Raw genomic sequence first — 22,517 nt, forward strand, 5'->3', positions numbered from 1 at the left:
TCTGACTATCGAATTGGTTTTGAATTTAGAATTGTGTAATCTTGATATTCAAAAAATCACTTAGATTAATACTAATAAAATGCAGACTTCCAATTTCAAATTAATTACAATAGCCGAAATTAAAACCAAATATCCTTTTTTAATAGAAGATGAAAAGTTTGATTATTTTGATGAATGGCAAGACGAGGATTTTTTTCTGACAGCAGAAAAAGATGTCAATTTTGAAGGAAGTTTTTATTTAGATCTTTATGAAAATAAAGAGAAAAAATGGTTGGCCAATTTGCTAAATCTTCCGACTAAAAATATTGAAGAAATAAGAATTGAAGGTATTTTTATAAAGGGAAATTTCTCTGTAAATGGTTCAATTATTAATGTTGAAGGCGATTATGGTCCGTATGTTTTCATTAGCGGAAGCGTAAGTTGTCAAAGTCTTTTACTTGGCGGAGCGAATGTTGAAATAAAAGGAAATGTTACAGCAAAAGAAGTCGTGATGACGTATTATAATCATGGAAATTTCAATTGTTTGGGTTCAATAAATTCTCCGGTTTTTATTGTTACAGATCACAATACAGCATTTACAGAAAAGAAAATAGACTTGTTTTATTATAATGATAGAGATGAAATTGATCCAAAAAATGAATGTGAATATGACGACGAAACTGATGAAGAAATTATCTCACACGAACTTCGAAAATTACTTGATAACTCATTAATTGAAACCTTTGAAGAATTGGAACGAGATTTGGCAAGAGGCGAATTGGTTTTAAAACAAAACAATCCGCCAGCTAAAACTTACGAATATTGGCGTGAGCGTGTTTTGGCAAATTATAGAGATCTTAAACTGGTTCCGAAGCAATTTAAAACCGAAGAGCTTTGCAATTTGGCATTAGATATCACATTTCATGCTTTACCATTTATCGAGCAGGATTTAATAACTTCTGAGCTCTGCGAGAAATTAGTCAATAAAGATGGTTTTGCAATTCAGGTAATTCCTGATGAATTTATCACCAAAGAGCTTTCTTTTAAAGCCGCAGAAAATGGTACGATGTTGAGATTAATTCCAGAAGATTATTATTCGGAAGAATTGATTTTGTTAGTTTTTAAAAACGGAAAACATGAACCAGATATCAACGATGTTCCTCCTCAATTTATAACAGAAAATCTTCTTGTAGAATATGTGAAAATTGGAAAAGGATTATGGCTCGATAGAGCCTGCAAAGCAACTGGATTTGATAAACTACAGGTTTTAAAACAAGTAATCGATGCTGGAATAGAATATTTAGAGAATATTTTTGGAAATCATTTCAGCAAAGAAACTGCTGATTATGCTTTTTCTGTTTATAAAAATGATGAGGAGTGGAATAATTATGTACAAACGTACAAACAGAAATTTGAGCGTCTTGAGAAATGAAAGAGCTATTAATTGAAAGTAAAGGAATAAGAACCAAGGAGTATTTTATACCGCCTTTTGAGTTAAGAGAAGGAGAGTTGGTTATTTTGTATTTGTATGGCGGAGCTCATTTTCATGGTGTCAAAACGGAATTGGTTAATATTTTTACTGGAAAAGTAAAAAATGAAAATGTAACTGTTATTAAGCCATTGACTTATGTAGATTACTTTAGAGAATCGAAATTTAGAAGTTTATTTTTTCCAATAAGAGTTGGTGAATATTTAAAGAAAAAAGCAAATCTAGAAAGTGAATTTATCCAAAAAATTTATGAAATTCCATGGATTAATAAAAAGACTAAAATAAATGAACTTTATTGGAAATCTAAAGGACTTCTTTCATTATACGCAACATTCTCTAAAACAAAATATATCGTTTTTGAATTAGCGGGATTAGGACCTGTTGACGCAAAAGAAAACTACGATATAGTTAGAAATGAAATTAAAAATGGAGGTGCGGCAATACTGGTTGATTGGGCTGAAGATATGAGAGATAATTGTGATAAGTTTATAACTTTAGAATGGATATCAGTTTAAACTGATATAAAATTCATGCAAAAAATAATAGAAAAAAATATGACCAACAAAGAAAAAATAATCCATAATTACATCGAAGGGTACAATCAATTTGATATCAATAAAATGATTGCTGATTTTGACGAATCGGTTATTTTTGAAAACATCCAAAATGGCGAAATCAATCTGACTTTGAGCGGAATAAAAGAATTTACAGCTCAAGCCGAAAAAGCCAAAGAATATTTTTCGGAAAGAAAACAAACTATTACTTCACTCATACAAGATGAAATTACAGCAATTATCGATATCGATTATTATGCAGTTCTAGCAATAGATTTCCCCAACGGATTAAAAGCTGGTCAGGGATTAAATATGAAAGGGAAGTCAATTTTTCAGTTTTTAGATGATAAGATTGTCAAACTAACTGATATGAGTTAATGTTATGGGCTTAAAAGCAGAAATCAGAAAAGTCCAAAACCAAGATCTAGACTTCATCTACAAAGCAATTTGCGAACTCGAAAATAAAGTTTTAGACTTTGAGGTTTTCAAAATGATATTCAATGAAAATATTTCAAACCCCAGAAATCTATATTTGATTGCAGAAAACGAAAATGAAGGTTTAGGATTTATTAGTTTTCATACTCAAAATTTGCTTCATCATTGCGGATTGGTTGGCGAAATTCAAGAGTTTTTCATTCATCAAAAATACCGTGGTCAAGGCATTGGAAGATTATTAATAAATGAGATTTTAGATTTTGCTGAGAAAAATGCTTTGAAAAGCATCGAAGTAACGACAAATAAAAAACGAGTAGAGAATGTCGCGATTTATGAAAATTTGGGTTTTACTTTGAGTCATAATAAGTTTACGATTTCTAGAGAACAGTATAAATAGATTAGATTTTTTTCTAATTAGAAAATTATTAATTCTTGAAACTATGCAATTTACCTTTGTCAAAGTTTTAAACTTTGACAAAGTTTTTTTGTGATTTTGTCATTGCGAGGAACGAAGCAATCTTATCACGCGTGATTTTTGGTAGTGTGGTTGCTTCGTTCCTCGCAATGACACCCTGTGTGTAAATAAAAAAACCGAAGCTATTACTTCGGTTTTTTGTGAGTTTTGGAATTTGGAATTTCAAAAATTGGAATTTAATCAATCCACTTATAATATCTGGCTCCAATTAAAACAGGAATTTCTTTTTCAATTCGGTCTAAAATCCATTCGTTTTTCGGAGTTCTTATACTTTGTTTTTGTTCTTTTTTATGAAGGCTTTCATAAGTATTGAAATCAATTTCTACGCTTTCGGCTAAATTTTCAAAAAGCTTTACATTTTCTAAAGCCGATTTCCATTCTGGCTGAATTGTTCCTTCAAAAACTTTCGATTTAGATCCGCTTCCGTAAGCTAAGAAACCAAATTTAGTTCCAGCAACTTCTTTTTTAGTGTCATAAAAATGAGCCAAAGTCGATAGTAATCCCATGAAAATAGAACCTGTGTAAAGATTTCCAATTAATGATGAAGCCAATTCTGCAGGCTGTAATTTCTCGGTTACAAAACTTCTATAATCTTCAGATTTTGCCACTTCTTTAATTTTTGTCTGATAATCTGCAGGTGCAATATCATCAGCAATAATTTTTTCAGCACTGTCTAAAGCGTAAATTTCAGATAACATTCTTCTTCCTTGGAAAGAATATGGCAAGTGCATTACGATACTGTGCCAGGTGTTATATAAAGTTTCGGTAGTGTTTTTTAATTTTTTGAATGAAAAGTAAGCATTGCGCGTACGATCCATATAACATTGGTTGGAATATTGTCCGTCAAAAACTGGTTGGTCTTTGTGGATTTCTATTTCGGCTTCTAAATTGTCAAACCAAGAATCGTTATTGGCGTTTTTAGTAATTTCTTCTTTAGAAATCGTTCTGTAAGGTTTGAAGAAATCAAAAACACCTTTTGTACTTGTTGCCCAATTGTCATCAAAAGCAATAATTTTTGGATTTGCTGAGATTAACATTGCAACAGCTCCGGCGCCTTGCGTGTATTCTCCGCCAGAGTTCAAATCGTATTTTGCAAAATCAGAAGTAACTACAATTGCTTTTTTAGTCGGATTCAGTTTTACAAAATCAAGACAGTTTTGCATTGCGTCTACACCGCCGATACAAGCGAATGTGAAATCAACAACATCGCATTCTGCCAAAGAATCTTCGCCAAATTTTTGCTCCATTAGACTAATTAAATAAGAAGCGATAGGTTTAGAACTGTCGATGCCACTTTCGGTACCAACATAGATTCGGCTGATTTCTTTTAAGTCAATTTTATTATCGATGATAAGCTTGGTTAAAGCATTTGCTCCAAAAACAACCGTGTCCTGATGAACGTCTGGAAAAGTCATTTTTAGTAATCCAAGACCTTTTTCTAATTTTTCTGGTTCAATATTTCTGGCGATTGCCAAAGTTTTTATGGGTAAATGTATGTTTGCTACATCAAACGAAATAGCATCAATTCCTGTTTTCATTCTTATTTTTTTGAGGCGCTAAAGGTAAAACTATGTTACGGAATGACAATTTTTTACTTAGACAAAATTTCTGCTCATCAGCACTTTTGAAGAAAATAAATTAAAACTTTGAATAAAATAACAATATGATAAATTTTTGGTAATCTACTTAGAATCGAATTTCCTTGATATCACTTAAAAAGCAGTGTTTTGAAATTTTCCATAGTGAATTATTTTTTAGCAGCTTTGTTTTTGTACGTAAAAATACGTAGAAGAAAGCTATTTTAAAATCATTATAAATAACAGCGAAATGGTTGTAGTTCTTTTGTAATTGAATTATTTTTGTGTAATTTTTTAAAACAAACTACTTAACACTTATGGCACAATCTGCACTATTGAATGCTTCCATCTTAAAGAAAGTAGCTATGGCTCTTTCGGGAATATTCTTAATCACGTTTTTAGCGCTGCATGTTTCCTTAAATTTTATTTCTATTATTAGTGAAGACGTTTTCAACGAAGCTTCTCACTTTATGGGATACAATCCGCTGATTCAGTATGTAATGCAGCCAATTTTGGCATTTGGAGTAATTTTCCATTTCGTAATGGGATTTATTCTTACGGCTCAAAACAGCGCGGCACGACCAATCGCATACGCTAAATACAACGGGGCTGCAAACGCTTCTTGGAGTTCTAGAAATATGATTATTTCTGGATTGGTTATTTTAGCTTTCTTAGGATTGCACTTTTATGATTTCTGGTTTCCTGAAGTTACCTACAAATATATTGCAGGTACTGCGCCAGATGCTACAAGGTATTATGGTGAGTTAGTTCACAAATTTCACGATCCAATCCGTACAGCATTGTACTGTGTTTCATTTATTCTTTTAGGATTCCACTTATGGCACGGGTTCGCATCTTCTCTTCAATCTGTAGGGATGCACAACAAATACTCTAGATTTTTATCAAAAGTAGGTTACTGGTTTGCAGTTGTAGTTCCAGCGCTTTTCGTAATTATCGCTTTATTTCATCATTTCAATAATTAATATCAATTATAATGGCATTAGATTCAAAAATTCCAAATGGTCCTATAGCGGACAAATGGACAAATTATAAAGATCATATTAATTTAGTAAACCCTGCTAACAAACGTAATTTAGATATTATTGTAGTTGGTACAGGTTTAGCTGGAGGTTCGGCTGCGGCTACTTTGGCTGAGTTAGGATATAACGTAAAAGCATTCTGCTTCCAAGATTCTCCACGTCGTGCGCACTCTATTGCAGCACAAGGAGGTATCAACGCGGCAAAAAACTATAAAGGAGACGGTGACTCTATTTACAGATTGTTTTACGATACTGTAAAAGGTGGAGATTACCGTGCTCGTGAGGCAAACGTTTATCGTTTGGCTGAAGTTTCAGGAAATATTATTGACCAATGTGTGGCTCAAGGGGTGCCATTGGCTCGTGAATACGGTGGATTATTAGATAACCGTTCTTTTGGAGGAACTTTGGTTTCTCGTACATTCTACGCACAAGGACAAACTGGACAGCAGTTATTGTTAGGAGCTTATTCTGCAATGAACCGCCAGATTGGTCGTGGAAAAATCAAAATGTATAACCGTCACGAAATGCTTGACATTGTAATCGTGAACGGAAAAGCGAGAGGTATTATCGCTCGTAACTTAATCACTGGAGAAATAGAAAGACATTCTGCTCATGCGGTAGTAATTGGTTCTGGAGGATACGGAAACGTATTTTTCCTTTCAACAAATGCTATGGGAAGTAACGCAACAGCAGCTTGGAAAATTCATAAAAAAGGAGCGTTTTTCGCAAATCCTTGTTACACGCAAATTCACCCAACATGTATTCCAGTTTCAGGAGATCACCAGTCAAAATTGACTTTGATGTCTGAATCTTTACGTAATGACGGTCGTATTTGGGTTCCTAAAAAATTAGAAGATGCTCAGGCTATCCGTGAAGGAAAGAAAAAAGCAACTGATTTATCTGAAGACGAAAGAGATTATTTCTTAGAAAGAAGATATCCTGCTTTTGGTAACTTAGTACCTCGTGACGTTGCGTCTCGTGCGGCTAAAGAAAGATGTGATGCTGGTTTTGGAGTTAACAAAACGGGTGAAGCAGTTTACTTAGATTTCGCAGCAGCAATTAAACGTTACGGAACTGAAGATGCTTATGTAAAAGGTTTAGATGATAAAGATGCTGCTTTGGTAACAAAATTAGGAGCTGCAATCGTGAAAAGTAAATACGGAAACTTATTCCAGATGTACTACAAAATCGTTGACGAAGATCCTTATACCACACCAATGATGATTTACCCAGCGGTTCACTACACAATGGGTGGAACTTGGGTTGATTATAACTTAATGACTACAATTCCTGGATGTTTCTCAATTGGAGAATCTAACTTCTCTGACCACGGAGCAAACAGACTTGGAGCTTCTGCTTTAATGCAAGGTTTAGCTGATGGATATTTCGTATTACCATATACTATCGGAGATTATTTAGCTCCAGATATTAAAATGGGACCAATTTCTACAGACTTACCAGAATTCGTAGAAGCTGAGAAAGCTGTTGTAGATCAAATCAATAAATTTATCAATAATAACGGTAAACATTCTGTTGATTATTTCCACAAAAAACTTGGAAAGATCATGTGGAATAAAGTAGGTATGGCTCGTAACGCTAAAGGTTTAGCTGAGGCTATCGAAGAAATCGCTGCTTTACGTGAAGAGTTTTATAAAGATGTAAAAGTTCCTGGAGGCGCTTACGAATTTAATCAGGAATTAGAAAAAGCGACTCGTGTTGCCGATTTCTTAGAATTAGGAGAATTGTTCGCGAAAGATGCTTTACACCGTAACGAATCTTGTGGAGGTCACTTCCGTGAGGAATACCAAACAGAAGAAGGAGAAGCACTTCGTGATGACGAAAACTTTGCATATGTTGCAGCTTGGGAATACAAAGGAAAACCAAGCGATGCAGTATTGCATAAAGAACCTCTTAATTACGAAAACATTAAATTAGTTCAAAGAAGTTATAAATAAGAATTTGGTCGAAAGCCCAAAGTCTTAAAGTCAAAAGGCAAAATGTGCCAAGCGACTTTCGACTTTCGACTTTATGACTTTCAAACGAAAAAGGTATGAAACTTACATTAAAAATATGGCGTCAAAAAAACGCTCAAGATAAAGGAGGGATTGTAGAATATCCTATCGATGGAATCGAACCAGACATGTCTTTCCTTGAAATGTTAGACGTTCTTAACGAAGGTTTAATCAATAAAGGAGAAGAGCCTGTAGCATTTGACCACGATTGTCGTGAAGGAATCTGCGGAATGTGTTCTTTATTCATCAACGGTGAAGCACACGGACCAGACAGAGGCGTTACAACTTGTCAGTTACACATGCGTATGTTTAAAGATGGCGATACAATCTTTATCGAGCCATTTAGAGCAAAAGCTTTCCCGGTAATTAAAGATTTAGTGGTTGACAGAAGTTCTTTTGATAGAATCCAGCACGCTGGAGGATTTATCTCTGTAAACACTTCAGGAAACACAATCGATGCGAATACTATTCCAGTGCCAAAAGACGATGCAGATAAATCATTTGATGCAGCTGCTTGTATTGGTTGTGGAGCTTGTGTTGCAACTTGTAAAAACTCTTCAGCAATGTTATTCGTTGCTGCAAAAGTTTCTCAATATGCATTATTGCCACAAGGTAAAGTTGAAGCAACGGATCGTGTTTTACACATGGTTCACCAAATGGATCTAGAAGGTTTTGGTAACTGTACAAATACAGGAGCTTGCGAAATCGAATGTCCAAAAGGAATCTCGCTTGAAAATATCGCACGTATGAACCGTGAGTATTTAGCAGCAAGCTTGAAAGGATAATACACAATTTAGTATATTTTAGAAAAACGCATTCATTAATTTGAATGCGTTTTTTTTGTTTATATGAAGTAGATGCCATTTTGTCTTCAATTCTTTTTCTAAACAAGCGTAATGAGCTTATAAAATCTTTTTTTAAGGTTTAACAGCTTCTCAAGCTACATTTAAATTCTTATTTTTGTAAGAAGAAAAAAATAATTGGCATGAGCACTGAAAATGAAGTTTTAAATTACAGCAAAGAAGAACGTAAAAATCATATCTTAAAAGAGATCAACCTGCACACGCGTGTGAGCTTTGAAACTCTTTCTGCTAAACTTGGTGTTTCTGAAGATACTGTTCGCCGTGATATAAATGAACTTGACGCCGAAGCACTTATAATTAAAGTAAAAGGCGGTGCCATGACCAAAGGATATCACTATTCTTCCTTAAATCAGACTTATGCTGTTGAGGCGAAACAAGTTATTGCGCAAAAAGCGGTAAGCCTTCTTCATGACGGAATGGTTTTAATTGTTGACGGAGGAACAACTATTCGTGAGTTTATCCGATTAATTCCAAATGATCTTAATCTGACTGTTTTTACGATTACTGCTTTAACGGCTGTTCAGCTTTTGGATAAACCGAATATCAAAACCATCATGATTGGCGGCAGTATTTCGTCTTACAGCCAAATGTGTATAAGTGGGGAAGCTTTTCAGCAATTAGCCAGTATAAAAGCAGATCTTTTGGTTTTGGGAACAAATGCTCTTGATGTCGATGGCGGTTATTCTGATTCTGATTGGGAAACGGTTCAGGTGAAAAAAGCCATGATTAATGCTTCTAGAAAAACAGCGGTTTTAACCATTACTGAAAAATTGAATACGGTTCTTAAAATGAAAATTGCTAATTTATCTGAAGTAAATTATGTAATTACAGAAGTAGAACCAACTCACGAAAAATTACAGCCGTATAAAGACGCTGTCCCAAGTCTTATTGTGGTCTAATTTCAAAGTGCTTTTGACTTTCATACAATTTAAAAATGAAAATTGCTTTAATCCAAACCGATCTTTTTTGGCAGAATGCCAGTAAAAACCGAGAAAATTTCGATTCAAAAATCAATGAAATTGATTCGGAAGTAGATTTGATTGTGCTTCCAGAAATGTTTTCGACTGGATTTACAATGAATGCTTCTGAAGTTGCTGAAACCATGCAGGGTGAAACAATTGGTTGGATGAAGTTTAAAGCAAAGCAAAAAAAAACAGCAATCACGGGAAGTGTAGTCATTGCAGAAAACGGAAAATATTACAATCGAATGATTTTTGTTTTTCCGTCAGGCGAAATTCAATATTACGATAAAAGACATTCCTTTTCTCTCGCGGGTGAAGACAAAGTATATACATGCGGAAATCAAAAAGTTATTGTAGATTATTTAGATTGGAAAATATCCCTTCAGATTTGTTACGATTTGAGATTTCCTGTTTTTGTACGAAATGCAGAAAATTACGACCTTATTTTGTACGTGGCTAATTGGCCAAAAGTGCGCACCAATGCTTGGGATGCATTATTAAAAGCTCGAGCTATAGAAAATCTTTCTTATGTAATTGGAGTAAACAGAATAGGGAAGGATGTTCACAATTTTGAACATATAGGCCATTCGCAGGCAATCGATTTCTTGGGGAATTATATTCTAGAGCCACAAGAAAAAAATGGTGTCTTTGTCGTAGAACTGGACAAAAACACCATGTATGAAACGCGTAAAAAATTAGACTTTTTAAGCGATAGAGACCAATTTGAAATTAAACTTTAGAAAGCTTTACTTTTCTTTTGTGCTTCTTTTCTCTTTTTATCATCCTGTTTTTTCTCGACTTCCGGATTAAACGGAATACTCAGGTCAATGGTTTCGTTTCGATCCCAATTAGCGCGGACATCAAATTCTTCTTGATTGTAAAACACTTCTTCAGAATATCTCTTTTCTAAGAAACTACCAGTGTCATATTGTTTGTTTTTATTGTCGTCATAAATAATGCGAATGGTAAAAACGTCAGGTTGCAATAAGTTGAATTCTAGAGTAGTTTCGCCTTCAGAATATCCTTCGGCCAAAACAACATCTCCTTTTTTATTGGTTAGTTCGACAATGATAGGAAAACGTTTTACATTTTTCAGATTCAGTATGATATTTCCGTAATCAGCATATTCTTTAGTGGCAAGTTTATACGATAAAGTATCGTTTGTTTTTTCATAAAAATCGGTCAAAGCGCCTGGTAAGAAAGTAAAACTATACTTGTCCAAAGGTTCTTTTTTGAAATCAAAATATAATTTCTGGTCAAATTCGTCGTATTCTGTTGTGTAAGGAACAGCAACAGAATCTTTATTAACTAATCTGATTTTAGATTTATCAAATTTTACCAATGGAGTTTCGCTCTCTAATGTAAAACGCTCTCTAAAATTAAGCTGGCCATTTTGTACCGCTTTAATATTTAAAGTGTCTTTTTTTAGGGCTTTAATTTTGAAAGAAAATTTTTTGTTGTAGCTTTCTTTTTCTACTTCCATTGATAGTGAATCAGCTTTAACGGGCTTGTACCAAACTTGAAGCGAATCTTTTTTAGGAAATTGAGTGACGATAGTTTCTAAAACTTCATTTCCATTTTTTAGTGTAATTTTTGGTTTTGAATTCTTGAAATTCTGTTTTCCTTCGTAAGGAAGATACAAACGGTTTCCAGAAGCCTGAATAGGTTTGAAGACTTTTAGCGGAAGCGTTTCTTTAAACAATTCTAACTCGTAAACAGTATCTGTTGGAATTGTGATATAGCTTTTTAAAAAACCGATTTTATCATCTTTCGGATTAAATTTATTGTTTGATCCTTTATCTTTTAAAGCAACCAAAAGATATTTCCCTTCTTTTAGATTTTCAAACTGAAAAGTTCGCATACTATCCAAAGTGTTGGTGATATAGCGAGGGAATTCTTTGTAAATGGTAGAATCTTTAAATTTATCATTTACTTCGTATAACATTACAGAAACGAAATTGTCAACATATTTTCCGTAAGAATCTTTAATTCTTCCGCTCAGTTTAAGCGAATCAATATAAGCTCCTGTAGAAAACACATATTTAAATTGATTTAAAGGATTTCCTTCATTATTATCCTGAATTGCTTGCCCGAAATTTAAACTGTAAGTAGTGTTTGGCTGTAAAGTATCTCGAATTTCGATCTTTATAAATTTACTAACACTCTGAGGTGTAATTAATGGCTCGTTTTTAAACGGAGGAGAAATAATCAGCTGTTTGTTGGTGTTTTTCAGTTTGATATATTCGTCAAAATTCAAAGTGATGGTCTTTCCTTTGAAATTTGTACTGTAGTTTTCGGGAAAACTCGAAATTAAAACAGGAGCAAGTGTGTCTTTTAAACCGCCGGTAATGCTGCCTCTTTTGGCACAGCTTATCATTGATATTAAAATTATAAATGAAATATATTTAAGAGTGTTTTTCAACATAACGGTTTTTCAATTTGATTGCACAAAATAACAATTATATTTGCTTTAATTGAAATTTTTTATCCATTTATTAGGATTTGCAACTTTTGCGAATCTTTTAAAATTTTACTGTTTTCAATATTTTAAAATGATATAATTTCTTACTTTTGAACTAAAATGTAATTTTCCTAAGTTTTGTTCAAGCGACTTTTTCCAGTTTTGTTTCTCTTTTTAATGTTATCATGCACTAAAAATGAAAAACCTGCAATCTCCTTTTATTACTGGAAGACAGTGTTTAAGTTTTCTAAAATAGAAAAAGAAGCATTGAATGAAAATGATGTTCAAAAACTGTACGTAAGATATTTTGACATTGGACTTCAATCGGAATCAAATTCCCCTATTCCAATTAGTCCCGTTCGTTTTGAAGAAAGCCCAAAAGAATATGTTATTGTTCCAGTTGTTTTTATTCAGAACAAAGTCATGCTCCAGCCTAATCTTGATGTAAATGATCTGGCTCAAAAAACGTTTGATTTTATAGAACAAATCAATTCAAAAAATAGCATTCCTTGCCAAGAAATTCAAATTGACTGTGATTGGACATTAAAAAGCAAAGACAATTATTTGAAGTTCATAGAGGTTTTTAAAAAACTTTCGAAAAAGAAACTTTCAGCTACCATTCGATTGCATCAGGTCAAATACTTCAAAAAAACAAAAATCCCCAATGTAGATTCTGGTGTCTTGATGTACTACAATATGGGATCGATTGCTCCAGATTCTCTAAATTCTATTTACGATCAGAAAGTAGCAGAGCGCTATCTTAAGAGTTTAAAGAGATATCCGCTGCATCTTGATTTTGCATTCCCAATTTATTCTTGGGGAGTTCATATTAGAGATCATAAAGTGATTGGACTTCGCTCTAAAATAAATGGCAAAGCATTAGAGAAAGATTCCAATTTTGAAAAAACAAGTCCGATTTTTTTTAGGGTAAAACATTCTAATTATAAAAATGGTGTTTTTTATGAAGAAAATGATCTACTAAAAATAGAAGAAATTAAAACAGAAGATTTAAAAGAAATGGCAGAAGATTTGCAAGATAATCTTGTCGAAAAGCCAAACGAAATTATATTTTACGATTTAGACGAATTCAATTTAAATAATTATGAAAAAAATATTTTTAAGCAAGTTGTTTCTTGGTTTTAGTGCCGCATTACTTTTTGCCTGCGGAATAATTTACGCCTGCGCAGATGGAGATTGGGATTATTTTGGTGCTTATAATTCAAACTTTACTCCAGAAACTTTTGCCGACAAATCATACTCGCCTTTGTTTTTATCGGGCGGAATTTTTTACGGAATTGGTTTTGATACCCAACATAATTCTCGTTTTAATAAAAACATAAAATCAGATTGGGCAGATTATCTTAAAGGAAAAGCGGATACAACAACTGTCAATTATTTTTTAATTGGAGATGAAAAGCCAAGATATTATTCTGATGAAAAAAGTGCCATCAAAAACAAAGAAGAAATAGAAGGTTTGCATGTTTATTATAAAACGAAAAAGGAAAATAAAAGTTCTCAAAAATGGGGCAAAAAGCTGAATTTGAAAGATGAGAAAGTAAAAAACTTTGTCGAATTTTTGTATTTGGCCCAAAAAATAGAAACGGTTTCTATTGGAGACGATTACTGGAGTTATGATCCTGTTGTGGCAAAAACTTTCAAAGATGCCAAGATGATCCAATCTATAGAAAATGTGTACAATACTCTTTCGGATCCGTTTTTGAAAAACAGATATTGGTTTCTGACCATGAAAGCACGTTTTTATAGCAACGATAAACAAAAAGCAATTGACTTTTTTAATAAAACCGAAAGTTCTGTTGCCAAAAATACTTTGTACTATCGTGCTCTCGCATATGTAGCTGGAATTAATTATAAGCAGAAAAAATATGCAACTTCGAACTATTTATATGCTCAGGTTTTTGATAAATGCCCAGAATTAAGAGTTGTTACAGCTTATAGTTTCAAGCCGAAAAATGAGTCAGATTGGACGAAAGCTTTGGCAATGGCCAAAACTAATAAAGAAAAAGCAGCTCTTTGGGCAATTCATGGATATTACAAAGATGAAAAGCAAGCAATTGAAAAAATTTACGAATTAGACCCAAAAAGCGAACATCTAAATTATTTAGGAACAAGATTGGTTAATTCGCTAGAGCAAAAAATAAACAATTCGTTTCAGATTGATGGACAAGGAGAAAATCAGAAACCAAAACCGCAGACTGTTGCCGAAAATAAGACTGAAAACAAGGCAAAAGTAGACAATAGCGCTGTTGATTTGATAGCAAAAATTTCGGCTGCAGGAAATACCGATAAACCCTATTTATGGGATATTGCACTTGGATATCTTCAAACGCTAAAAGGCGATTATGCTAATGCAGATAAGAATTATACGAAAGCTGAAAAAACACTCCCGAAAACAGAATTGGCAGGAATGCAGCTTCGCTTATTGCGTTTTGTAAATAACTTAAGCAAGATCGATAAACTGACAGATAAAAATGAGAAAACCATTCTAGCTGATTTGAATTGGCTGTACACTGAACTTCCTAAAAATTATAAAGGAAACGAATTTCGTTACCAAAATGCTTCTTCATGGAGCAGAAGTTATTTGTCGCATTTGTATAAAGAAAAAGGAGATCAGGTTATGGCCGAGATTTATGGAGAATCACGCTACAGTTATTGGAACGATGGGAATGCATATTATGACAATGAAAAGAATTTGCTGGCAATAAAAAGCTTTTTGGAGAAACCAAATAAAACGGAAATCGAAAAAATTGGCGCAGGAATTTATAGTTTGAAGTTGAAAGACATTAATAACTTTCAAGCTGTTCAGGCTACATTCAAAAACAAAATTCCAGAAGCGATTGAATTTATGAAGCAAACGGATTCTGTTCAGCATGTTAAATTCTTAGGAAATCCGTTTAACGGAAATATAAAAGACTGTCATGATTGTGAGCACGCTGCTTATCAGAAAAGAAAATATACTTATATGGATTTCTTGACGACAATAAAAGAAATGCAGGATAAATTGGCTCAAAAAGAAGATGTTTATACAAATAGCCTTTTGTTAGGAAATGCGTTTTATAATATTTCTCATTTTGGGAACGGAAGAACTTTTTATGAAATGAGTATTGTAGGTTACGGATCAAGTCCATATTCATTTAGAGATTCGATGAAAGAAATGATTACAAACAATTCTGTTTCGAAAATGTATTATCAAAAAGCTTTTGAAGCAGCTACAAACAAAGAACAAAAAGCAAAATGTTTGTATCTGATTTCAAAATGCGAAAGAAATGATTATTATAATAAAAAATACAACGCCGTAAACAGCTATTGGGAAATTCAAGATGATAAAGTTAATTTTATTGCTTGGAACTCATTCAAGGCGTTAAGAAAAGACTATTCTGACACCAAATATTATCAGGATGTAATTGCAGAATGTGGTTATTTTAGAACATACACGAATCAATAAATTTGAAACAATGGTAAACAAAATAGAACATATCGGGATTGCGGTAAAAAACATGGATGAGGCCAATGTTTTGTTCGAAAAAATGCTCGGTGTTCCGTCTTATAAAATGGAGGCTGTGGAGAGCGAAGGGGTATTGACTTCTTTCTTTCAGACGGGAAACAATAAAATTGAGCTTTTGGTTGCAACAAATCCTGAAAGCCCGATTGCAAAGTTCCTGGAGAAAAAAGGAGAAGGAATTCATCACATCGCTTTTGATGTTGATGATATCGAAGCTGAAATAGCGCGTTTAAAAAATGAAGGTTTTGTCTTGATTAATGAAGTTCCGAAGAAAGGTGCCGACAATAAATTGGTTGTTTTTCTTCATCCGAAGAACACAAATGGCGTTTTGGTAGAGCTTTGCCAAGAAATTAAATAAAAAATGTCATTTTAATTTTTAAATAAGATGTTGAAAATCAATTTCGTTTTTGAAATTCAACGAAAGTTTTAAAATTAAATTAAAATGATGTCTTAAAATATTTGGAGTGAATGAAAAATAGTAGTAATATTGCATCCTCTAAACCGGTCCTATAGCTCAGCTGGTTAGAGCACCTGACTCATAATCAGGTGGTCCCTGGTTCGAGCCCAGGTGGGACCACTTCTATTTAGAACAGAAGCCTTTACAGAAATGTAGAGGCTTTTTTGTTTTCAGTGCTTTTTAAAATGTGAAAATTGAAATTTTTGGCACATAATAATTAAATTCCTGTTTCTGTAAAATGCATTAACTTTATCCATCCAAAACAAATTTAATCTTCAGATGGATAGATTGACTCCTGAACAGAGGAGAAAAACTATGCAGGCGATAAAAAGTACTGCTACAAAAGGCGAAGTAAGGCTTGCAAAGGCTTTATGGAAATTGGGTCACAGATACCGAAAAAACAATAAGAAAGTATTTGGAAGGCCTGATCTTACTTTTGCCAAATATAAACTTGCCATTTTTGTTGATAGCGAATTTTTTCATGGAAAAGATTGGGAAACCGAGCAACAAAGAATTAAAACGAATCGCGAATATTGGATTCCGAAAATTGAAAGGAATATCCAGCGTGACGAAGAGGTCAATGCTTTTCTAGTTTCTGAAAATTGGACGATTTTGAGATTCTGGAGTAAAGAGATCGAGAAGAATCTAGAGGTTTGCCTTGCTAGAATTGAAGGAACAATTATGCTTTTAAGTATTTAATTTTTTTTCAGCTTTTAATAATCTAGTTTCTGTTTTCTCAATGCACTTGAATATTTCTGAGGCCAATCTTTCAATGACTGGCATACTTACGGAATTCCCAGCTTGTTTGTAAAGACTGGAATTAGAGATTTTTGGCAATTTATAACTGTCTGGAAAACCTTGAAAACGAAAACATTCTCTTGGAGTTAGTTTTCTAAAGCCAAATTCTGTTGTGATAATTGGAACGTTATGACCGCCGGTTCCCATATTTGCTGTTAGAGTAGGGCAGACTTCCTTTTTGTTTTCTCGTACGTAATGTCTCCTGAACTGATAAATTCTGTCTTCTCTCACAACCGCTTCTTTCAGCGTGTTGTACATGTATTTGTCTTCTGTGTAATAGAATTTTTTGTCGACTTTTTCTTTTGTGATTAAATCGGTGACTTTTTTGGTTAATTCTTCTTTCTCAGGAAAATTAAATTTAAAACCTTTTTTTACGAAATCCTTGTCAAACGCAACCATGAAAATTCGTTCCCTATTGTGCGGAATGTTTCCAAAATCTTTGGTGTTAAGTATAGCACTGTCAAAAGTATAATTGCGTTTTTTGATTTCGCGCTGAATTACTTTCATGGTATTTCCTTTGTCGTGTCCTTTAAGATTTTTGACATTTTCCAGAAATACTACTTTCGGTCTCATTTCGTCAATAAAATCTAATATTTTGAAAAAATGATTTCCTCGGCTGTCATTAAAACCTTTTCTGTGGCCGGCAAGAGAAAAAGGCTGGCATGGAAAACCAGCGGTAAGAATGTCTACTTTGTTGAGTTTTTTTACATCGAGCTGCATTACATCGCCTTCGATAAGTTTGTGCTCAAAATTATTTCTATAAGTAACACAGGCTTTTTTGTCAAATTCATTTGCCCATTCTAATTTGAATCCAGCATTTTCAAAACCTAAACAAATACCGCCCACGCCTGCATATAAACTTCCGACTGTGTATTTGTTTTTCATGTGTTTAATTCTGGTTGATATGAATTTGAATGGTACAAATATATTAATTTGAATATATTCTCTCTTTGGGAATAAAAATGAATATAGAGTTCTTCTGTGATGTAATTGAGTATATTAGGTTTTTTGGGAAAAAGAGGGTTTGTTGAAATCAGGAAATTCTTATAAGCTTTTGATTCTTGTAAACTGGGATAGAAAAGGGAGATTGTGTCTTAGAGCGTTTTCTGAAAAGGATTAGCTGAATTTAGAAATAAGAATGTTAAAATTTGTTGTGCCTTTTTCAATTTAAAAGTTGCTTTTGAGCAAAAAACTTATACTTTTGTCCTAGATTTTTGAGATAGAAATGCATTTGTGCGAAATTTCTATTGAAGAATGTTTATCAATAATTATCTAGACTTGCATTTTGCAATAGCTTGAATTTATGAAAAATCTAAAAGCCCCATTTTTAGTAACTGCCTTATTGTTGTTAAATGTTTCATTAGCTGTAGCAAATGAAACGCTTCCTGAGCCTGGTAATGCCAGCAAAAATACGACAGCTAAAGCGCAAGCTGCTTGTCCAACATGTCCAGAAGAATTTCCAATAAATAAAAATATTAGTTTTCTGCTTATGGCTGGTTTGGCGTTAGGAGCTGTCGCTACATATAAAAATAAAATAAAAAAAGCTTCAATTTAATTGAAGCTTTTTTTGTGGAGAAATATTTAGTCTTTATTTGTTTATAGAATAAAGTCTGGAAATATATTTTCCAACTACATCAAATTCAAGATTGATTTTTGTTCCGACTTTAAAATCTTTGAAATTAGTGTGTTCGTAAGTGTACGGAATAATTGAGACGCTAAATTCATTTTCTTTAGAATTTACAACAGTAAGACTAACTCCGTTTACTGTAATTGAGCCTTTTTCGATTGTGATATTGTTTAGGTTTTTGTCATACTCAAAAGTGTAATTCCAGCTTCCGTTTGCTTCTTCAATTTTAATACAAGTTCCAGTTTGGTCTACGTGTCCTTGTACAATATGTCCGTCTAAGCGGTCTCCAAGCTTCATTCCTCTTTCTAGATTTACAACATCGCCTGTTTTCCAATCGCCGATATTGGTTTTTAAAATAGTTTCGTCGATGGCAGTTACAGTGTAAAGAGAGTCGTTAATGGCGACAACTGTAAGGCATATTCCGTTATGAGAAACGCTTTGATCTATTTTTAATTCGTGAGTTATGGATGAGTCAACTGTTATATGAAGATTGTTTTGGTCTTTTCTGATTTCGTGAACCTTGCCGAGTGTTTCTATAATTCCTGTGAACATTGTGGTTTTATTTTACTAAATTTGCACATCAAAATTAGTAATAAATAAACTGAGCTCATGAATAAAAAAGCAGAAAATATAATTGTTGGAATTTCGGTAGGAGATTTAAACGGTATTGGAAGCGAAGTTATACTGAAAACATTCGAAGATTCTCGTATGTTAGAATTGTGTACGCCGGTTATTTTTGCAAATGCTAAAATTCTTTCCTTTGTTAGAAAAAACTTCACATCGACAGTTCAATTTCATGGAGTAGATAAATTAGATCAAATTATTCCAGGTAAAGTAAATGTTCTAAACCTTTGGAGAGAAGGAGTTGATATAAACTTTGGAGTAAATGATCCTAAAATAGGAGAATATGCTATAAAATCTTTTGCAGCGGCAACAAAAGCTTTGAAAGATGGTGAGGTAGATGTTTTGGTTACAGCTCCTATAAATAAATATAATATACAATCTGAGGATTTTAAATTTCCGGGGCACACCGATTATTTGAATCAGGAACTAGAAGGCGATGCTTTGATGATGATGGTTCAAGATAATTTGAGAGTAGGTTTAATTACAGATCACGTCCCATTAAATGAAGTTACTTCTCATTTGACAGAGGAGTTGATTACTAAAAAAATAGAAACTATTAGAAAATCTTTAGTTCAGGATTTTAGTATAGTGAAACCAAAAATTGCAGTTTTAGGATTGAATCCGCATGCTGGTGACGGTGGTGTAATTGGTAAAGAAGATGATTTGATTTTAAAACCAGTTCTGAAAAAAATATTTGATTCTGGTACGATGGCTTTCGGTCCATTTCCAGCAGATGGTTTCTTCGGAAGTGGTCATTATGAGAAATATGATGCTATTGTGGCAATGTATCACGATCAAGGATTGATTCCGTTTAAAACGCTTTCTTTTGGAAAAGGAGTGAATTATACGGCAGGTTTGGATAAGGTTAGAACCTCTCCAGATCACGGTACAGCATATGATATAGCAGGAAAAGACATGGCAGATTACAATTCGTTTAAAGAAGCAGTCTATCTTGCGATTGATATTTTTCGCTCGCGTAATCAGTATGAGGAGATTAGCCAAAAACCTCTTAAAATAAAAGAAAAACAGTTATAAACAAAAAAAGGTGAATAAGATTATTAGATTTGTAATAATTTTATATCTTTGCACCCCAATTCAGATATCTAGTTTTAGAATCGAATTGATCAAATTGATGTTGAAATGAGCAAAACAAAAGAATTTTTAATTCCTTTCGTAGGATTAAAACTAGGAAAACACCATTTTGAGTATCAAATAAATAACACGTTCTTTAAGGACTTTGAGTACGATGAGTTTCAAAGTTCAGATATTAAAGTCAATTTACTTTTCGATAAGAAAAGTAATATGTTAGAGTTAGAATTCAAACACAAAGGAACCGTAAATGTTCCGTGTGATCTGACAGGCGAGGATTTTGATTTACCTATAAAAGGGAAAATGAAACTGATTGTTCGCTTTGGAGAAGAATTTAATGATGATAATGAAGAGTTGTTGATTTTACCACATGGTGAACATGAAATAGATATTGCACAATATATTTATGAAATGATCGCGCTTTCTGTACCTCAGAAAAGAATTCATCCAGGTGTTAAAGATGGAAGTCTGCAAACAGAAGCTTTAACGAAACTGAATGAATTAAGAGTAAAAGAACAAAAGGAAGAGAGTAACAAAGAAGAAGATATTGACCCGCGTTGGGAAAAATTAAAGAAACTATTAACGGATAAATAATATAGTAAAATGGCACATCCTAAGAGAAAAACCTCGAAAACAAGAAGAGATAAGAGAAGAACACATTACAAAGCTACTGTAGCTCAAATCGCTACATGTCCTATTACAGGTGAGGCGCATTTATACCACAGAGCTTACTGGCATGAAGGTAAAATGTACTACAGAGGGCAAGTTGTTATCGATAAATCTGAAGCGGTTGCTTAATACGTTTTTGTAAATTATACTAGAACTCTCACATAGTGAGAGTTTTTTTTGTTGGTTATAATTTTCGTTTTTTAGGAAAATATAGACAAATTCGTTACGTTTTTTTTTGTAATTTTCGGGTCTTTTAAAAATTTTTCAAATTATTATTAATTTGAAAGGAAAATAATAGAATATAATGAATACAATCACAGCCGCAATTACCGCTGTTGGAGCTTATGTTCCTGACTTCGTTCTTTCGAACCAAGTACTAGAAACAATGGTTGATACCAATGATGAGTGGATTACCGCTCGAACAGGAATTAAAGAAAGAAGAATTCTTAAAGACGCTGATAAAGGTACATCGTACCTTGCTATACAAGCAGCAAAGGATTTGATTGCAAAAGCAAATATTGATCCGCTTGAGATTGATATGATTATAATGGCAACTGCAACACCAGATATGATGGTGGCTTCTACAGGAGTCTATGTTGCTACAGAAATTGGAGCAACAAATGCATTTTCATACGATTTGCAGGCTGCATGTTCAAGTTTCTTATACGGAATGTCAACGGCTGCAGCTTACGTTCAGTCAGGACGTTACAAAAAAGTGCTTTTAATTGGTGCCGATAAAATGTCATCAATTGTAGATTATACAGACAGAGCAACTTGTATTATTTTTGGTGATGGAGCTGGAGCAGTTCTTTTTGAACCAAACTACGAAGGTTTAGGTTTGCAAGATGAATATTTAAGAAGTGACGGTGTAGGTCGCGACTTCCTTAAAATTCCTGCTGGAGGTTCTTTGATTCCACCTTCAGAAGACACTATAAAAAATAGACAGCACAATATTATGCAAGACGGTAAAACTGTTTTCAAATATGCTGTAACTAATATGGCTGATGCCAGCGAATTGATTTTACAAAGAAATAATTTGACAAATCAAGATGTTGATTGGTTAGTACCACACCAAGCTAACAAACGTATTATTGATGCTACTGCAGGAAGACTAGAATTAGATGAGTCTAAAGTGTTAGTAAACATTGAAAGATATGGTAATACTACTTCTGGAACTTTGCCATTAGTATTGGCTGACTTTGAAGATAAACTTAAAAAGGGAGATAACATTATCTTTGCCGCTTTTGGTGGTGGGTTCACTTGGGGATCTATCTATTTAAAATGGGCTTACGATAAAAAATAAATTAAAACTAAAAACGAATCATTATGGATTTAAAAGAAATTCAAAACCTAATCAAATTTGTTGCAAATTCGGGCGTTGCAGAAGTGAAGTTAGAAATGGATGATGTAAAAATCACGATCAGAACAACTTTAGAAACAAATGTAACAGAAGCAACTTACGTACAGCAATTACCTGCTCAGGCAGCTTTACCTCAAGCTGCAGTTCCACAAGTTACAGCTCCAACAGTTGTAAGTGTAACTCCAGAAGCACCAGCTGCTAACGATTCTAAATATATTACTATAAAATCTCCAATTATTGGAACATTCTATAGAAAACCATCTCCAGACAAACCTGTTTTCACAGAAGTTGGAAGCACTGTATCTAAAGGTGATGTTCTTTGCGTAATTGAAGCAATGAAATTATTCAACGAAATCGAATCTGAAGTTTCTGGTAAAATTGTAAAAATTCTTGTCGACGATATGTCTCCAGTAGAATTTGATCAACCTTTATTCTTAGTAGATCCATCATAAATAAATTTAGATTTTAGATTTTAGATTTTAGATTGATCTGGCAGAGTTATTACAGACATCTAAAATTATCTAAT

Annotated in this window: 23 protein-coding genes and 1 tRNA gene; 20 read left to right on the forward strand and 4 right to left on the reverse strand. The window is 33.4% G+C overall.

Translation table 11 applies throughout. The features are described from left to right. Positions 1–79 precede the first annotated feature (79 nt). The 4 genes from DMB71_RS09740 to DMB71_RS09755 are packed head-to-tail and all read left to right on the forward strand — an operon-like array spanning position 80 to position 2,854. Complete coding sequence (locus DMB71_RS09740) at positions 80–1,411, forward strand: bactofilin family protein (RefSeq protein WP_111365693.1); 1,332 nt, start codon at positions 80–82, stop codon at positions 1,409–1,411. Next, complete coding sequence (locus DMB71_RS09745; protein WP_111365695.1) at positions 1,408–1,983, forward strand: hypothetical protein; 576 nt, start codon at positions 1,408–1,410, stop codon at positions 1,981–1,983. Before DMB71_RS09740 ends, DMB71_RS09745 begins: the two co-directional genes overlap by 4 nt. Positions 1,984–1,998: 15 nt before the next feature. Further along, entirely contained in the window at positions 1,999–2,400 is a 402-nt protein-coding gene (locus DMB71_RS09750; RefSeq protein ID WP_239452953.1) for a nuclear transport factor 2 family protein, read from the forward strand. Between the two features lie 4 nt (positions 2,401–2,404). Next, positions 2,405–2,854 (forward strand): GNAT family N-acetyltransferase, encoded by a 450-nt coding sequence (locus DMB71_RS09755; protein WP_111365697.1) that lies wholly within the window; start codon positions 2,405–2,407, stop codon positions 2,852–2,854. Positions 2,855–3,108: 254 nt separating this feature from the next. On the opposite strand, the gene DMB71_RS09765 is transcribed toward DMB71_RS09755, so the two are convergent. Then, complete coding sequence (locus DMB71_RS09765; protein ID WP_111365701.1) at positions 3,109–4,470, reverse strand: hydroxymethylglutaryl-CoA synthase family protein; 1,362 nt, start codon at positions 4,468–4,470, stop codon at positions 3,109–3,111. 356 nt (positions 4,471–4,826) lie between these two features. Between DMB71_RS09765 and DMB71_RS09770 the strand changes: the two genes are divergently transcribed. The 5 genes from DMB71_RS09770 to DMB71_RS09790 all read left to right on the forward strand — a co-directional run bounded on the left by DMB71_RS09770 (position 4,827) and on the right by DMB71_RS09790 (position 10,126). Next, positions 4,827–5,492 (forward strand): succinate dehydrogenase cytochrome b subunit, encoded by a 666-nt coding sequence (locus DMB71_RS09770; RefSeq protein ID WP_111365703.1) that lies wholly within the window; start codon positions 4,827–4,829, stop codon positions 5,490–5,492. An 11-nt stretch (positions 5,493–5,503) separates the two neighbouring features. Continuing rightward, positions 5,504–7,504 carry a fumarate reductase/succinate dehydrogenase flavoprotein subunit gene (locus DMB71_RS09775; protein WP_111365705.1) on the forward strand — a complete coding sequence of 667 codons (2,001 nt, stop codon included), beginning with the start codon at positions 5,504–5,506 and terminating at the stop codon, positions 7,502–7,504. A gap of 95 nt (positions 7,505–7,599) precedes the next feature. Beyond that, a complete protein-coding gene (locus tag DMB71_RS09780; protein WP_111365707.1) occupies positions 7,600–8,346 on the forward strand; it encodes a succinate dehydrogenase/fumarate reductase iron-sulfur subunit in 747 nt (248 codons plus the stop codon). Between the two features lie 200 nt (positions 8,347–8,546). Next, positions 8,547–9,323: a DeoR/GlpR family DNA-binding transcription regulator gene (locus DMB71_RS09785; protein WP_111365710.1), complete on the forward strand. Its 777-nt coding sequence runs from the start codon at positions 8,547–8,549 to the stop codon at positions 9,321–9,323. A 35-nt stretch (positions 9,324–9,358) separates the two neighbouring features. Then, positions 9,359–10,126, forward strand: a complete 768-nt coding sequence (locus tag DMB71_RS09790; protein ID WP_111365712.1) for a nitrilase family protein — start codon at positions 9,359–9,361, stop codon at positions 10,124–10,126. On the opposite strand, the gene DMB71_RS09795 is transcribed toward DMB71_RS09790, so the two are convergent. Next, positions 10,123–11,811, reverse strand: a complete 1,689-nt coding sequence (locus DMB71_RS09795) for an Ig-like domain-containing protein (protein ID WP_111365714.1) — start codon at positions 11,809–11,811, stop codon at positions 10,123–10,125. The two genes, DMB71_RS09790 and DMB71_RS09795, sit on opposite strands and share 4 nt — an antisense overlap. A 270-nt stretch (positions 11,812–12,081) precedes the next feature. On the opposite strand from DMB71_RS09795, the gene DMB71_RS09800 reads away from it, so the two are divergent. The 5 genes from DMB71_RS09800 (at position 12,082) to DMB71_RS09820 (ending at position 16,523) form a co-directional block, all read left to right on the forward strand. Next, positions 12,082–12,990 (forward strand): hypothetical protein, encoded by a 909-nt coding sequence (locus DMB71_RS09800; protein ID WP_111365931.1) that lies wholly within the window; start codon positions 12,082–12,084, stop codon positions 12,988–12,990. Then, complete coding sequence (locus DMB71_RS09805) at positions 12,950–15,310, forward strand: hypothetical protein (protein WP_111365716.1); 2,361 nt, start codon at positions 12,950–12,952, stop codon at positions 15,308–15,310. The genes DMB71_RS09800 and DMB71_RS09805 overlap by 41 nt, the downstream gene beginning before the upstream one ends. A gap of 10 nt (positions 15,311–15,320) precedes the next feature. Continuing rightward, complete coding sequence (gene mce, locus DMB71_RS09810; RefSeq protein ID WP_111365718.1) at positions 15,321–15,725, forward strand: methylmalonyl-CoA epimerase; 405 nt, start codon at positions 15,321–15,323, stop codon at positions 15,723–15,725. Between the two features lie 145 nt (positions 15,726–15,870). Next, positions 15,871–15,944, forward strand: a tRNA-Ile gene (locus DMB71_RS09815). 159 nt (positions 15,945–16,103) lie between these two features. Then, complete coding sequence (locus DMB71_RS09820) at positions 16,104–16,523, forward strand: very short patch repair endonuclease (RefSeq protein ID WP_111365720.1); 420 nt, start codon at positions 16,104–16,106, stop codon at positions 16,521–16,523. On the opposite strand, the gene dcm is transcribed toward DMB71_RS09820, so the two are convergent. Next, positions 16,512–17,507: a DNA (cytosine-5-)-methyltransferase gene (gene dcm, locus DMB71_RS09825; protein ID WP_111365722.1), complete on the reverse strand. Its 996-nt coding sequence runs from the start codon at positions 17,505–17,507 to the stop codon at positions 16,512–16,514. The genes DMB71_RS09820 and dcm overlap by 12 nt on opposite strands. Positions 17,508–17,925: 418 nt before the next feature. Here dcm and DMB71_RS09830 point away from each other — a divergent pair, with 418 nt between their 5' ends. Next, a complete protein-coding gene (locus tag DMB71_RS09830; protein ID WP_111365724.1) occupies positions 17,926–18,177 on the forward strand; it encodes a hypothetical protein in 252 nt (83 codons plus the stop codon). A gap of 33 nt (positions 18,178–18,210) precedes the next feature. Here DMB71_RS09830 and DMB71_RS09835 read toward each other — a convergent pair whose 3' ends face one another. Beyond that, positions 18,211–18,801: a riboflavin synthase gene (locus DMB71_RS09835; protein WP_111365726.1), complete on the reverse strand. Its 591-nt coding sequence runs from the start codon at positions 18,799–18,801 to the stop codon at positions 18,211–18,213. A gap of 57 nt (positions 18,802–18,858) precedes the next feature. Between DMB71_RS09835 and pdxA the strand changes: the two genes are divergently transcribed. The 5 genes from pdxA (at position 18,859) to accB (ending at position 22,443) form a co-directional block, all read left to right on the forward strand. Beyond that, positions 18,859–19,908 (forward strand): 4-hydroxythreonine-4-phosphate dehydrogenase PdxA, encoded by a 1,050-nt coding sequence (pdxA, locus tag DMB71_RS09840; RefSeq protein WP_111365728.1) that lies wholly within the window; start codon positions 18,859–18,861, stop codon positions 19,906–19,908. 105 nt (positions 19,909–20,013) lie between these two features. After that, entirely contained in the window at positions 20,014–20,556 is a 543-nt protein-coding gene (locus DMB71_RS09845; RefSeq protein WP_111365730.1) for a YceD family protein, read from the forward strand. 9 nt (positions 20,557–20,565) lie between these two features. Further along, entirely contained in the window at positions 20,566–20,760 is a 195-nt protein-coding gene (rpmF, locus tag DMB71_RS09850) for a 50S ribosomal protein L32 (RefSeq protein ID WP_008465217.1), read from the forward strand. 175 nt (positions 20,761–20,935) lie between these two features. Then, entirely contained in the window at positions 20,936–21,934 is a 999-nt protein-coding gene (locus DMB71_RS09855; RefSeq protein WP_111365732.1) for a beta-ketoacyl-ACP synthase III, read from the forward strand. 23 nt (positions 21,935–21,957) lie between these two features. Beyond that, positions 21,958–22,443 carry an acetyl-CoA carboxylase biotin carboxyl carrier protein gene (accB, locus tag DMB71_RS09860; RefSeq protein WP_095928350.1) on the forward strand — a complete coding sequence of 162 codons (486 nt, stop codon included), beginning with the start codon at positions 21,958–21,960 and terminating at the stop codon, positions 22,441–22,443. Positions 22,444–22,517 lie beyond the last annotated feature (74 nt).

Origin of the sequence: Flavobacterium tistrianum (genome assembly GCF_003254545.1) — a bacterium.
Taxonomy (GTDB): Bacteria; Bacteroidota; Bacteroidia; order Flavobacteriales; family Flavobacteriaceae; genus Flavobacterium; species Flavobacterium tistrianum.

Bases quoted from the DNA above. Each gene is read 5' to 3' on its own strand.
- DMB71_RS09740 (WP_111365693.1), top strand. From the start codon at position 80: ATGCAGACTTCCAATTTCAAATTAATTACAATAGCCGAAATTAAAACC.
- DMB71_RS09745 (WP_111365695.1), top strand. From the start codon at position 1,408: ATGAAAGAGCTATTAATTGAAAGTAAAGGAATAAGAACCAAGGAGTAT.
- DMB71_RS09750 (WP_239452953.1), top strand. From the start codon at position 1,999: ATGCAAAAAATAATAGAAAAAAATATGACCAACAAAGAAAAAATAATC.
- DMB71_RS09755 (WP_111365697.1), top strand. From the start codon at position 2,405: ATGGGCTTAAAAGCAGAAATCAGAAAAGTCCAAAACCAAGATCTAGAC.
- DMB71_RS09765 (WP_111365701.1), bottom strand. From the start codon at position 4,470: ATGAAAACAGGAATTGATGCTATTTCGTTTGATGTAGCAAACATACAT.
- DMB71_RS09770 (WP_111365703.1), top strand. From the start codon at position 4,827: ATGGCACAATCTGCACTATTGAATGCTTCCATCTTAAAGAAAGTAGCT.
- DMB71_RS09775 (WP_111365705.1), top strand. From the start codon at position 5,504: ATGGCATTAGATTCAAAAATTCCAAATGGTCCTATAGCGGACAAATGG.
- DMB71_RS09780 (WP_111365707.1), top strand. From the start codon at position 7,600: ATGAAACTTACATTAAAAATATGGCGTCAAAAAAACGCTCAAGATAAA.
- DMB71_RS09785 (WP_111365710.1), top strand. From the start codon at position 8,547: ATGAGCACTGAAAATGAAGTTTTAAATTACAGCAAAGAAGAACGTAAA.
- DMB71_RS09790 (WP_111365712.1), top strand. From the start codon at position 9,359: ATGAAAATTGCTTTAATCCAAACCGATCTTTTTTGGCAGAATGCCAGT.
- DMB71_RS09795 (WP_111365714.1), bottom strand. From the start codon at position 11,811: ATGTTGAAAAACACTCTTAAATATATTTCATTTATAATTTTAATATCA.
- DMB71_RS09805 (WP_111365716.1), top strand. From the start codon at position 12,950: ATGAAAAAAATATTTTTAAGCAAGTTGTTTCTTGGTTTTAGTGCCGCA.
- mce (WP_111365718.1), top strand. From the start codon at position 15,321: ATGGTAAACAAAATAGAACATATCGGGATTGCGGTAAAAAACATGGAT.
- DMB71_RS09820 (WP_111365720.1), top strand. From the start codon at position 16,104: ATGGATAGATTGACTCCTGAACAGAGGAGAAAAACTATGCAGGCGATA.
- dcm (WP_111365722.1), bottom strand. From the start codon at position 17,507: ATGAAAAACAAATACACAGTCGGAAGTTTATATGCAGGCGTGGGCGGT.
- DMB71_RS09830 (WP_111365724.1), top strand. From the start codon at position 17,926: ATGAAAAATCTAAAAGCCCCATTTTTAGTAACTGCCTTATTGTTGTTA.
- DMB71_RS09835 (WP_111365726.1), bottom strand. From the start codon at position 18,801: ATGTTCACAGGAATTATAGAAACACTCGGCAAGGTTCACGAAATCAGA.
- pdxA (WP_111365728.1), top strand. From the start codon at position 18,859: ATGAATAAAAAAGCAGAAAATATAATTGTTGGAATTTCGGTAGGAGAT.
- DMB71_RS09845 (WP_111365730.1), top strand. From the start codon at position 20,014: ATGAGCAAAACAAAAGAATTTTTAATTCCTTTCGTAGGATTAAAACTA.
- rpmF (WP_008465217.1), top strand. From the start codon at position 20,566: ATGGCACATCCTAAGAGAAAAACCTCGAAAACAAGAAGAGATAAGAGA.
- DMB71_RS09855 (WP_111365732.1), top strand. From the start codon at position 20,936: ATGAATACAATCACAGCCGCAATTACCGCTGTTGGAGCTTATGTTCCT.
- accB (WP_095928350.1), top strand. From the start codon at position 21,958: ATGGATTTAAAAGAAATTCAAAACCTAATCAAATTTGTTGCAAATTCG.